Source organism: Rahnella aquatilis CIP 78.65 = ATCC 33071 (genome assembly GCF_000241955.1).
GTDB lineage: Bacteria > Pseudomonadota > Gammaproteobacteria > Enterobacterales > Enterobacteriaceae > Rahnella > Rahnella aquatilis.
The window spans coordinates 967,712-979,976 of the sequence record NC_016818.1 but is presented as its reverse complement, the minus strand read 5'-3'; the positions used below and the strand labels follow the sequence as shown (position 1 = coordinate 979,976).

11 protein-coding genes are annotated in these 12,265 nt (G+C 49.5%); 1 reads left to right on the top strand and 10 read right to left on the bottom strand.

The genetic code is table 11. The features are described 5' to 3' along the window. The 10 genes from skp to rpsB all read right to left on the bottom strand — a co-directional run bounded on the left by skp (position 1) and on the right by rpsB (position 11,044). The gene (gene skp, locus RAHAQ2_RS04485) at positions 1–498 is read right to left on the bottom strand and encodes a molecular chaperone Skp (RefSeq protein ID WP_013574202.1); all 498 of its coding nucleotides are present in this window, start codon (positions 496–498) and stop codon (positions 1–3) included. Between the two features lie 152 nt (positions 499–650). After that, a complete protein-coding gene (bamA, locus tag RAHAQ2_RS04480) occupies positions 651–3,071 on the bottom strand; it encodes an outer membrane protein assembly factor BamA (protein ID WP_015696097.1) in 2,421 nt (806 codons plus the stop codon). Positions 3,072–3,107: 36 nt separating this feature from the next. Beyond that, positions 3,108–4,463, bottom strand: a complete 1,356-nt coding sequence (gene rseP, locus RAHAQ2_RS04475) for a sigma E protease regulator RseP (protein ID WP_015696096.1) — start codon at positions 4,461–4,463, stop codon at positions 3,108–3,110. 42 nt (positions 4,464–4,505) lie between these two features. Next, positions 4,506–5,354 (bottom strand): phosphatidate cytidylyltransferase, encoded by an 849-nt coding sequence (gene cdsA / locus RAHAQ2_RS04470; protein WP_015696095.1) that lies wholly within the window; start codon positions 5,352–5,354, stop codon positions 4,506–4,508. A 9-nt stretch (positions 5,355–5,363) separates the two neighbouring features. Then, the gene (gene ispU, locus RAHAQ2_RS04465; protein WP_015696094.1) at positions 5,364–6,122 is read right to left on the bottom strand and encodes a (2E,6E)-farnesyl-diphosphate-specific ditrans,polycis-undecaprenyl-diphosphate synthase; all 759 of its coding nucleotides are present in this window, start codon (positions 6,120–6,122) and stop codon (positions 5,364–5,366) included. Between the two features lie 287 nt (positions 6,123–6,409). Further along, positions 6,410–7,606 carry a 1-deoxy-D-xylulose-5-phosphate reductoisomerase gene (ispC, locus tag RAHAQ2_RS04460; protein WP_015696093.1) on the bottom strand — a complete coding sequence of 399 codons (1,197 nt, stop codon included), beginning with the start codon at positions 7,604–7,606 and terminating at the stop codon, positions 6,410–6,412. A gap of 157 nt (positions 7,607–7,763) precedes the next feature. Continuing rightward, positions 7,764–8,321, bottom strand: a complete 558-nt coding sequence (gene frr / locus RAHAQ2_RS04455) for a ribosome recycling factor (protein WP_013574196.1) — start codon at positions 8,319–8,321, stop codon at positions 7,764–7,766. A 108-nt stretch (positions 8,322–8,429) separates the two neighbouring features. Continuing rightward, positions 8,430–9,161, bottom strand: a complete 732-nt coding sequence (pyrH, locus tag RAHAQ2_RS04450) for a UMP kinase (protein WP_013574195.1) — start codon at positions 9,159–9,161, stop codon at positions 8,430–8,432. Between the two features lie 158 nt (positions 9,162–9,319). Further along, a complete protein-coding gene (gene tsf, locus RAHAQ2_RS04445) occupies positions 9,320–10,171 on the bottom strand; it encodes a translation elongation factor Ts (RefSeq protein ID WP_015696092.1) in 852 nt (283 codons plus the stop codon). 147 nt (positions 10,172–10,318) lie between these two features. Then, complete coding sequence (gene rpsB / locus RAHAQ2_RS04440; protein ID WP_015696091.1) at positions 10,319–11,044, bottom strand: 30S ribosomal protein S2; 726 nt, start codon at positions 11,042–11,044, stop codon at positions 10,319–10,321. Positions 11,045–11,411: 367 nt separating this feature from the next. Between rpsB and map the strand changes: the two genes are divergently transcribed. Further along, positions 11,412–12,203, top strand: a complete 792-nt coding sequence (map, locus tag RAHAQ2_RS04435) for a type I methionyl aminopeptidase (protein ID WP_015696090.1) — start codon at positions 11,412–11,414, stop codon at positions 12,201–12,203. Positions 12,204–12,265: the final 62 nt, after the last annotated feature.

Below are 12,265 nucleotides of genomic sequence, written 5' to 3'. Positions count from 1 at the left end.
TTATTTAACCTGTTTCAGCACATCAGCAGTAATGTCTTTGCTATTGTCAGCATATGCAATGGCATTAGCATCGATAACAACGTCATAACCTTCTTTACTTGCTACAGTTTTCACAGCGTCCTGAATACGGCTCAGAATTTTGTTACGTTCTTCACCCTGACGACGACGGTTATCCTGATCGAACTGCTGCGCTTTTGCAGAGAATGCTTCACGCTGAGCCATCACGTCTTTTTCAAGTTTAGAACGATCGCTGGCTTTCATTGTAGAGCCATCGCGTTGCAGACGTTGCATTTTGGTTTGCAGATCACGTTCCTGAGATTGCAAATCTGTCGCACGGCTTTTGAACTCGTTTTCCAGCTGTTTTGCTACAGCTTCACGAGCAGGCATTTGTTGGAAAATACTTGCTACGTTAACGATAGCAATTTTATCAGCAGCCTGAACGCTAGCTGAAGAAGCCATAACTAAACCGAGGCCTGCGGCATATAACCACTTTTTCACTATAAACTCCTTCCATCACCCGTTGTGCCATGTGGCACATTAAATTACACAAAACACCTGATATGAAAACAATACACGGGCCGAAACCCGTGTATGAGATTTTGCATCAGGCCATTGCGATTCTGCTGAACAACTTCTGCCCGGACAGAACGTTACCAGGTTTTACCAATGTTAAACTGGAACTGTTCTGCCTTATCGCCTTCATATTTCTTGACCGGTTGTGCGTAGGAGAAGACCAATGGTCCAAGTGGAGACATCCACTGCAACGCAAGACCCGAAGAAACACGAATGTTACCTGGTTTACTGTAATCAGGAACGCCTGCCGCAATAGTCTGCGGGGTGTTTTCCCAACCGGTATCCCAAACAGTACCGCTGTCCACGAACAGGGAAGTACGCAATGAGTTAGCGTATTTCTCACTAACAAATGGAGTAGGAACAATCAGTTCAGCACTCAATACTGCCATTGCGTTACCGCCAACTGCGTCGTTTGAGTTATCAATCGGACAGCCGCTGTAAGACGTGTTAGCCGTAGTACACTTATAATATGCCGCTTTCGGACCAATGGTGTTCGACTGGAAACCACGAACACTGCTTGAACCACCGGCATAGAAGTTGTCGTAGAACGGCACTTCTTTACCGCCAAGACCATCTGCGTAACCTGCACGCGCACGGCCCATCAGCACCCAGTCACGGTCCTGATTTAGCGGCATATAACTGGTTGAATCAAATGTAATTTTATAATATTCGTTATCAGAACCCGGAACAGTCACTTTACCGTTAAGGCTGGCTTTCGTCCCGGATGTCGGGAAGTAGCCTCGGTCGAGGTTGTTATAACCCCAGCCGATATTGGCAAAGAAGTCATCCGCACTGAAGTCAGCATCAGCGTTATCACTGGTGGTCACCGGCGGCTTCAGCCCGACAGAGTTCAGATAACGGAACATGGCGATCTGGGGTTCCATATTGGACAGATCGTTGTGTACGTAATCCATACCCAGGCGCAATGAGTTATTTTCATTGATTGGGAAACCAAGATTACCGCCAATACCATAACTTCTGTTGGTATAGCTGGAGAGATCTGCATCATCTGCTTTGAAGTCGTTATAGAAGATACGACCACCCAGACTTACGCCATCTACGGTGAAGTAAGGGTCAGTGATAGTGAATTCTGCATATGTCTGGTAGTCATTTTTCGTACCACTGATGCCAACAGAATTACCCGTACCCAGCCAGTTATCCTGCTGGACACCCACCTGGAAGCTGACACCACTCTCCGTACCGTAACCCACACCGAAGTTGAAGCTACCTGTGTTACGTTCTTTCACTTTGTAGACAACATCAACCTGATCAGGCGAACCTGGAACACGCTGCGTATCAACATCAACCGTTTCGAAATAACCCAGACGGTTCAGACGCTCTTTGCCTTTATCGACCAGATCGTTGCCCAACCAGGCACCTTCCATCTGACGCATTTCACGGCGCAGTACGCTGTCCTTACTGGTGTCATTACCTTCAAAACGGATGTGACGGACATAGAAACGGTTCCCCGCATCAACGTTGATATGCAGTTTGACGGTCTTGTCTGCATCATTAATTTCTGGCTGTGTCGTCACACGCGGATAGGCATAGCCATAACGACCCAGCATCTGCTTGATGTCGTTTTCCATTTTGGTGACTTTGGCGCCGTTATACAGCTCGCCCTTATCAATTTTAGTCAGGCTTTGAACTTCTGCTGAGTGGCCCGCCATGCTGCCAGTCACTTCAACGCCAGAAAGTTTGTATTGCTCACCTTCTGTGATGTTCAGCGTAATATAGATGCCTTTTTTGTCCGGCGTCAGGCTGACCTGAGTCGAATCAATGTTGAAACGGGCATAACCGCGATCCAGATAGAAACTGCGCAGGGTTTCAAGGTCACCCGCGAGTTTTTGTTTCTGATATTTACGGTCACCGACCACGTTCCACCATGGCACTTCATCACGCAGCTGGAAGCGTGAAATCAGATCATCGGTCGTAAAGGCATGGTTACCCACAATGTTGATCTGCTGAATTTTGGCAGAAACACCTTCGGTGAAGACCAGCTTCAGATCAACACGGTTACGTGGCAAAGGGGTCACAACCGCTTTTACCGATGCACTGTATTTACCGACGCTGTAATAGAAGTCTTCGAGACCTTTCTCGATGCTGCCGATGGTTGTACGGTCAAGGGCTTCGCCAACGCGGACGCCAGAGGCCTCCAGGTTTTGCTTCAGCATGTCATCTTTCACCGATTTGTTACCGGAGAAAGTAATGCTGGCAATTGTTGGACGTTCTTTGACCTGAACAATCAGAGAATTACCATCGCGCAGGACACGTACGTCCTCGAAGTTGCCAGTGGCAAACAAGGCACGAATGGTATTACTGATATCATCGTCAGTCACCGTATCACCGACGCGAACCGGCATATTGAGTAACGCCGCACCGACGGCAACTCGCTGCAGGCCTTCGAAATGAATATCTTTCACTACGAAACCGTCTGCACCGTATACGGTGGCGCTGCCAAACAGCAGCGACGCTATGAGCAACTTTTTGATCGCCATCGTTGTTATGCGTTCTTCCTAACCTAATCTCCGGCCTTAAAGACGGGAGAAATCATTGAAAAGTGCAAGCCCCATCAACAACACCAGCAAAACTGAACCAATGCGGTAACTGAAGTCCTGAACTCGCTCGGAAACTGGCCCACCTTTAAGCTTTTCTATTGCGAGAAACAGCAGGTGTCCACCATCTAATACCGGTAATGGGAAGAGGTTGATGATCCCCAGATTGACGCTAATGAGCGCCAAAAACGTGAGGTAAGACACCAAACCATATTCAGCTGACATTCCTGCGCCCTGTGCGATGGATATTGGGCCACTCAGATTGTTCAGCTTCACATCTCCGGTCATTAACTTACCCAGCATGCTCACGGTGAGTTTCATCAGTTGCCAGGTTTTATCCCCGGCCTCATAAAACGCCACAAACGGACCATACTGACGGATTGTTTTATATTCATCAGGCAGCGGTATCACTTTCGGTACCACACCAGCAAAACCCTGTATCTTGCCTTTGCCTGCGGACTTCGTGTCCGGCGTCAGTGTTAACGTGACAGGATTTCCCGCCCTTTCAACTTCCAGTGCTATCGGTTTGCCCGGATTGTCCCTTACCTGGATGACAAAAGACTGCCAACTTTCCAGAATCTGACCATCGACTTTAACGATCCTGTCCCCGGCTTGCAAACCCGCCTTTTGAGCGGCTGAATCTGGCTGCACCTCCTGCAGAACAGATTCTATCTGCGGCCCTCTCGGAATCATACCCAGAGACACCACCGGATCCTGCTTCTCAGGATCAAACTGCCATTGACGCAAATCCAGAGTTTTCTCAACAACCTGTGAGGAGCCAAATTGCGCCACACCCACCGTCGTTTGGTCATCACCAATTTCGCCGACTAACGCCATACGAACTGAATCCCAATCAGGCGTTTCGATACCAGCAACAGACTTTAGTTCCATTCCAGGTGAAATATTGGATTGTGCGGCAATTGAATTTGCAGTGACATTTGCCACAACCGGACGCACGCTTGGCACGCCGATGACGAAGACCAGCCAGTAAGCAAAAACAGCAAAAATGAAATTAGCGATCGGCCCGGCGCTGATGATAGCAGCACGTTGCCAGATTTTTTTGTTATTGAAAGATTGATGACGGAATTCAGGCGCTACAGCCTCGACGCGCTCGTCGAGCATCTTAACGTAGCCCCCGAGAGGAATGATGGCCAGAACATACTCTGTTCCCTGACGGTCGGTCCGGCGCCATAGTGCACGTCCAAAACCAACAGAAAAACGTTCGACACGCACACCACAACGACGAGCAACCCAGAAATGGCCGAACTCGTGCACGGTGATAAGCACCCCCAATGCGACGATAAAGGCGGCCAGGCTCCAGAGTATGTTCATCATATGTCTAACTATTCCTTAGAAAACTTCACCGTCAGGGACGGATTAATACACTAACAGCATCAGACAAGCGAATACAGGTACCGCAGCCGTCAGGCTGTCGATACGATCCAGTATTCCGCCATGACCAGGGATCATATGACCGCTGTCTTTGATGCCTGCCTCGCGTTTGAACATACTTTCCGTCAGGTCGCCCAGCACAGAAGCCAGTGCAGCAACAACAGAACAAATCAATAAAGTTGAAGGTACCACATCAAGTGGTGCATAGCGGCCGAATAGCCAGGCTATGACGGCTGAAGTCAGAAGACCGCCAGCAAATCCTTCCCAGGTTTTCCCCGGAGATACTTTAGGTGCCAGTTTATGCTTACCCAATAATTTACCAAACAGGTAAGCGCCGGAATCTGCACCCCAGACCAGTAGCATCACATATAACAACCACCATGCGCCAGTATGATGATTTTCTGCATAACCGTATTGGCGCAGTGCGACCATGCCCCAGAAAAACGGCACAATGGTCAGTATGCCAAAGACCAAACGCAGCACACGGGAATGGCGCCAAAAGGCTGCCGAAGCCGGATACCCGACCACCAGCACCAGTGCCAGACACCACCACGCAAGCGCTGCCCATAATGAGCCCCCGACTTGCAACAGATGCACGCTTTGCTGGTAAGCCGGTATGCTCAGCATCATCGCTGCCAGAAGGAAACCACATAATATAGCCAGCCAGATGCGCTGATTACGGCTTGCAAAACCGGCCAGTTGGCCCCACTCCCACGCTGCCAACATGCATACAACTAATGTCACGATGGCAAAACCGACAGGCGGTAATAGAAAGAGTGCTGCAATAACAATCGGTATTAAAATCAGAGCTGTGATAATGCGATACTTCAGCAAATGTTCTCCCTAGGACGCATTGGCGCCGATAGGTGTGGTCCCCCCGAAGCGGCGCTCGCGTTGAGCAAAAGCCGTCAGCGCACCTTCAAAGGTATTTTCATCAAAATCAGGCCAGAGGACATCGGTAAAGTACAGCTCCGCGTAGGCAATTTGCCACAGCAAAAAGTTACTGATCCTATGTTCCCCACCGGTTCTGATCACCAAATCGACGGGTGCCAGTTCGCTCATACAGACCGCTGAATTCAGCAATTCTTCTGTAATCTGTTCTGCCCGCAGTGTGCCGGCTTCAACCTGCCCCGCCAGCGTCTTAACGCCTTGAATAATATCCCATCGGCCACCGTAATTCGCGGCAATGTTCAGGGTAAGACCGTCGTTATTTTGAGTAAGTGTTTCTGAACGACGAATACGTTCCTGCAGACGAGCACTAAAGCGACTCACGTCGCCAATGACCCGAAGCCTGACATTATGTTTATGCAAGCTTTTGACTTCACTGTCTAATGCACGGACAAACAACTCCATCAATGCAGAGACTTCCTGAGCCGGACGATTCCAGTTTTCACTGCTAAAGGCATAAAGCGTGAGCGCATCAAGGTGATGACTGGCAGCAAAACTCACCGCTTTGCGCACCGACTTCACTCCCGCTTTATGACCGAATACCCTCATTTTACCCTGACGTTTTGCCCAGCGTCCGTTACCGTCCATGATAATGGCAACATGGCGAGGTTGAGAGCAACACATATCAGACATCTGTTGATTTTCGAGGGACATAACGCGTACTCATTTCCTTTTATCAGAACACAGCGGCTTTCTGGCTGACATAACATTCTTCTGGCTGGACGCCACAACAGTTAGCTGGCGGCCCACCTTTCTGTCGCTGGTGCGACTACACGCGCAAAAAAGCCGTGTCTCCCTTGCAGGCACGGCTTACACTGACAGATCACCGATTCCACCTTTAACGCTCAGGCCCTGAAAAGCCAAATCTACTGTCAGTGTGGCGCAGACTATACCATTTCAATGTGATGCTAACAAACTGCTGCATAAGTACAAAAACAGCCTTATAGCGCAAATGTATGAAGTTTCTCACGTGCGCTGGCTCTCGCCTGTGCGTCTATCTCCAACACTTCTTCAACAGAATCAGGTTCAGCACTCACTAACTGCTCCATCACCTGACGATTCAGGAAAGCAATGTCGGTAAAACGAATCTCGCCATTGAGGAACGCGGCCACTGAAATTTCATTCGCGGCATTCAGTGCCGTCGTCGCTGCCTGCCCGGTGTTGCTGGCTTCGATAGCAAGTTGCAAGCAAGGATAACGGGCATAATCCGGAGCGCTGAAAGTCATCGCACCCATTTTACAAAAATCCAGGGCTTCGACTTCGGTTCTGACTCTGCGCGGGTATGCCATAGCATGCGCAATCGGGGTGCGCATATCCGGCGATCCCAGTTGAGCCAGCACGCTGCCATCGCAATAACGCACCATGGAATGGATCACGGATTGCGGATGGATAATCACTTCCATTTCAGCAGCAGAGGCATTAAACAACCAGCGGGCTTCAATATACTCCAGCCCTTTGTTCATCATGGTTGCCGAGTCGACGGAAATTTTACGCCCCATCGACCAGTTGGGGTGCGCGCAAGCCTGATCAGGAGTGACATCGCGGAATTTATCCAACGGCAATTCGCGGAACGGACCACCGGATCCGGTTAAAATAATACGTGAGATCCCATGGCTTTTGAGGGAAGCATATCCCAATTGCCTCTGAACGGATTCAGGCAAACTCTGGAAAATTGCATTGTGTTCACTGTCGATGGGCAATAGCTGAGACTGGCTCTGGCGGACAGCATCCATAAAAATGCGCCCGCAGGTCACCAGCGATTCTTTGTTCGCCAGAAGAACCTGTTTACCTGCGCGCACAGCGGCGAGTGTCGGTAACAAGCCCGCAGCACCCACTATAGACGACATCACCTGATCTACATCATCAAGAGCAGCCAGTTCAGTCGCAGCATCAGGGCCCGAAAGCACCTCGGTACGGCTTCCCTGTTCAGCCAGAATGGCTCTCAGCGCACGGGCAGAAGATTCATCCGCCATCGAAGCGTATGCAGGGTGAAACTCAAGGCACTGCTGCGCCATAACGTCAACATTGCGCCCTGCAACCAGTGCTTTAACGGAGAAGTCGTCAGGATTAGACCGGACAACGGAAAGCGTACTGGTGCCGACAGACCCTGTCGAACCAAGAATAGTCATTTTTTTCATGAAAATGCCCGGGATAGCGCTCGTAAATTCGGAAAGTGCACAGTCTGAAACCTCTTATGTAGCTTGTCTATGAGATTGTGCGAACCGGTAAAAAATTTAAAGCCTGATAAAAACAAAGCGCCGCAATTGCGGCGCTTTGGAAGGGATTCAAGCCGGATTAGAACTCCATTAACTCGGCTTCTTTCTCGCTCAGAGCAACGTCGATTTTCTTGATGAAAATATCAGTCAGTTTCTGAATATCGTCCTGAGAACGACGGTCTTCGTCTTCGCTGATTTCTTTATCTTTCAACAGTGCCTTGGTTTTATCGTTCGCATCACGGCGGACGTTACGTACAGATACCCGGCCTTGCTCTGCTTCACCACGTACCACTTTGATCAAGTCTTTACGACGTTCTTCGGTCAGAGCTGGCAATGGAACACGGATTGTCGCGCCTGCAGAAGACGGGTTCAGACCCAAATCAGAGGTCATGATCGCTTTTTCAACAGCAGCGCTGATAGAGCGGTCAAAAACAGAGATGGCCAGAGTACGGGAATCTTCCACCGTCACCTGTGCCAGCTGACGCAGAGGCGTGGCTGAACCATAGTATTCCACCATGATGCCATCCAGAATGCCCGGAGATGCACGGCCGGTACGAATTTTGCTGATATGCGTTTTGAATGATTCAACGCATTTTTCCATGCGAATTTCAGCGTCTTTTTTGATTTCGTTAATCACGTTGGGAACCTTTGAAAGCTGATTACCTGGCAGACCATAACATCAGTATAGTCCGTGAATACTCATGCCAGCAGAGGCTGGCTGAACGTCATGTTCAATTGTGAAGGATCATTCCGCTTTAGAAATCAGCGTCCCTTCATTTTCACCCATCACCACGCGACGCAGTGCACCAGGCTTATTCATGTTGAAGACACGAATTGGCAGGTTGTGATCGCGGGCCAGCGTAAAGGCCGCCAGATCCATCACTTTCAATTCCTGTTCCAGCACTTCCTGATAGGTCAGTGTTTCGTAAAGAGTCGCTTCCGGGTTCTTCACCGGATCGGCAGAATACACGCCGTCAACTTTGGTGGCTTTTAATACCACATCAGCTTCGATTTCAATCCCGCGCAAACACGCGGCTGAGTCAGTGGTAAAGAAAGGATTGCCGGTACCGGCGGAGAAAATCACTACGCGGTTATGACGCAGCAAGCTGATGGCCTCAGCCCAGCTGTAATTATCACAAACACCGTTCAATGGGATTGCAGACATCAGGCGTGCGTTAACATAGGCACGGTGTAATGCATCACGCATTGCCAGGCCGTTCATGACAGTCGCCAGCATCCCCATATGGTCGCCTACAACACGATTCATGCCCGCCTGTGCCAGACCCGCGCCGCGGAACAGGTTACCGCCGCCGATCACAACACCTACCTGAATGCCGAGTTCGACCAGCTCTTTCACTTCCTGAGCCATGCGATCTAATACACTCGCGTCGATACCAAAACCTTCACTACCCTGCAGGGCTTCGCCACTAAGTTTGAGCAGGATACGTTGATAAACGGGTTTCGCATTGGTAGCCATGGTGTCTGTCCTAGAAGCAATGTGTCTTAATGGATAGTCGGTCTTTACATCATAGCGCTGTCTGAATGACTTCACGCACAATGTAATAGGAATTTGGGCTGGATAAAACGGAACCGCCCTTTCGCAGCGGTTCCATTTTAGGGTGTATCAGATACTGATTAAGACTGTTTAGTCATTGCTGCAACTTCAGCAGCAAAGTCAGTCTCAACTTTCTCGATACCTTCGCCCACTTCAAAGCGGATGAAGTTAATCACGTCAGCGTTGTGTTCTTTCAGAACCTGGCCCACAGTTTTGCTTGGGTCGATAACGAAAGGCTGACCAGTCAGAGAAACTTCGCCGGTGAATTTCTTCATGCGGCCTTCAACCATTTTCTCTGCAATTTCTTTCGGCTTGCCAGACTGCATCGCGATGTCCAGCTGAACCTGGTACTCTTTTTCTACCACGTCAGCAGACACATCTTCAGGCTTAACGAATTCTGGTTTGCTTGCTGCAACGTGCATAGCAATTTGCTTAACCAGCTCTTCATCAGCGCCTTTAGCAGCAATCAGAACACCAATACGTGCGCCGTGCAGGTAGCTGCCCAGCACGTCGCCTTCAAGGATTTGAACGCGACGAATGTTGATGTTCTCACCGATTTTAGCAACCAGCTGAATACGCTCTTCTTCGAACTGAGCTTTAAGGACTTCAACGTCAGTCACTTTGCCTGCAGCAGCAGCGTCCAGCACTTTGTCAGCAAAAGCCTGGAAACCAGCATCTTTAGCCACGAAGTCAGTCTGGCAGTTAACTTCCAGAATCACGCCGAAGTTGCCTTCGATTTTAGTTTTGATCACGCCGTCAGCAGCTACGTTGCCTGCTTTTTTCGCCGCTTTGATCGCGCCAGATTTACGCATGTTTTCAATTGCCAGCTCGATGTCGCCATTAGCTTCAACCAGAGCTTTCTTACAATCCATCATGCCAGCGCCAGTACGTTCGCGCAGTTCTTTTACCAGGGCAGCGGTAATATCAGCCATTGTATTTTCCTCGATTATCTCAGTGCAAAAAGGGGTTTTGCGGTGAGATATTTCTCGCATTTAAGATAAGCAAAGGGGGCCAATAAAGGCCCCCTAACCAACATATTTCAATACCTGGTTAATAAGGGCTCTGCTGAGCTTGCCTTATTATTCAGCTTCTACGAAGCTTTCTTCTGCCTGAACAGCCAGATCTTGCGAACGGCCTTCACGTACAGTGGCAGCAACAGCGCTCAGGTACAGATTTACTGCACGGATTGCGTCATCGTTACCTGGGATAACAAAGTCAACGCCATCCGGATCGGAGTTGGTATCAACAATGGAGAATACCGGGATACCCAGGTTGTTAGCTTCTTTGATTGCAATGTGTTCGTGATCAGCATCGACAACGAACAGAGCATCAGGAAGACCACCCATATCCTTGATACCACCCAGGCTGTTTTCCAGCTTAGCCAGTTCACGAGTACGCATCAGCGCCTCTTTCTTGGTCAGCTTCTCGAAGGTACCGTCCTGAGACTGAATTTCCAGATCTTTCAAACGTTTGATGGACTGACGAACGGTTTTCCAGTTAGTCAGCATGCCGCCCAACCAGCGATGGTTCACGAAGAACTGGTCGCAGTTGTGTGCAGCTTCTTTTACCGCTTCGCTTGCTGCGCGTTTAGTACCAACGAACAGGATCTTACCTTTACGGGAGGAGATCTTCTGCAACTCAGCCAGAGCTTCGTTGAACATTGGAACAGTTTTCTCAAGGTTGATGATGTGAACCTTGTTACGAGCGCCGAAGATGAATGGCTTCATTTTCGGGTTCCAGTAACGGGTTTGGTGACCGAAGTGAACACCGGCCTTGAGCATATCGCGCATGGAAACAGTTGCCATGATAAAACCTCTATTAAGTAGTTGGGGTTATGCCTCCACGTATCCCATACAACCGACCCTGCAGAACGAATTCCCAAGGCACCCCGGCGTATGTGTCGATACGTGTGTGTTATTACTTACGTTAATAAGTACACAATGAGTGATTTTGGCTTTAATCCCTCAGCGTCGTAAGACCCAGAGCGGATTGCCGGCGCGCTTTATACCATAAATGACGGCCCGGCAGCAACTTTTGTTCACCGGATTGCTTCCCGGGAAATGATAGTTTGGCAGCAAATATCAGGGCTGATACCATAAGCGACAGCTAATTATTGACGACATCGGTGTAGAAATAAAGCACACCTGATGCACAGAACCCGCAGGACAACACATGGCTATTTCAATCAAAACCCCTGAAGATATCGAAAAAATGCGCGTTGCTGGCCGTCTGGCCGCGGAAGTGCTGGAAATCATTGAGCCTTTTGTTAAACCGGGCGTCAGCACCGGTGAGCTGGATCGCATTTGTGCCGATCACATCGTGAACAAGCAACAGGCAGTTTCTGCCTGTCTGGATTACCACGGTTTCCCGAAATCTGTCTGTATCTCCGTTAACGAAGTGGTGTGCCACGGTATTCCGAGCGAAGACAAAATTTTGAAAGATGGCGACATCGTTAACATCGACGTGACGGTCATTAAAGACGGCTTCCACGGTGATACATCCAAAATGTTTATCGCCGGTAAACCGACGATTCTGGGCGAGCGTCTTTGCCGTATCACGCAGGAAAGCCTGTATATCGCACTGCGCATGATCAAACCAGGTATCCGCCTGCGCACGTTGGGTAAAGAGATCCAGAAATTCGTTGAAGCCGAGAAATTCTCTGTGGTACGCGAATATTGCGGACACGGCATCGGCGAAGGTTTCCACGAGGAGCCTCAGGTTCTGCATTACGATGCGGATGATGGCGGCGTTGTACTCCAGGCTGGTATGGCGTTTACCGTTGAACCGATGGTCAACGCAGGCGATTACCGCATCCGTACCATGAAAGACGGCTGGACAGTAAAAACTAAAGATCGCAGCTTGTCGGCTCAGTACGAGCATACTATTGTGGTGACAGATAACGGTTGTGAAATTATGACGCTGCGTAAGGATGACACCATCCCGGCTATCCTGACGCACGACTAAACAGTCACCCGCTCTGCGGAGAAGGGTATAAATCTGTGAATCAAACCGGCGAAAGCCGGTTT

Bases quoted from the DNA above. Each gene is read 5' to 3' on its own strand.
- bamA (WP_015696097.1), bottom strand. From the start codon at position 3,071: ATGGCGATCAAAAAGTTGCTCATAGCGTCGCTGCTGTTTGGCAGCGCC.
- rseP (WP_015696096.1), bottom strand. From the start codon at position 4,463: ATGATGAACATACTCTGGAGCCTGGCCGCCTTTATCGTCGCATTGGGG.
- ispU (WP_015696094.1), bottom strand. From the start codon at position 6,122: ATGTCCCTCGAAAATCAACAGATGTCTGATATGTGTTGCTCTCAACCT.
- ispC (WP_015696093.1), bottom strand. From the start codon at position 7,606: ATGAAAAAAATGACTATTCTTGGTTCGACAGGGTCTGTCGGCACCAGT.
- pyrH (WP_013574195.1), bottom strand. From the start codon at position 9,161: ATGGCTACCAATGCGAAACCCGTTTATCAACGTATCCTGCTCAAACTT.
- tsf (WP_015696092.1), bottom strand. From the start codon at position 10,171: ATGGCTGATATTACCGCTGCCCTGGTAAAAGAACTGCGCGAACGTACT.
- rpsB (WP_015696091.1), bottom strand. From the start codon at position 11,044: ATGGCAACTGTTTCCATGCGCGATATGCTCAAGGCCGGTGTTCACTTC.
- map (WP_015696090.1), top strand. From the start codon at position 11,412: ATGGCTATTTCAATCAAAACCCCTGAAGATATCGAAAAAATGCGCGTT.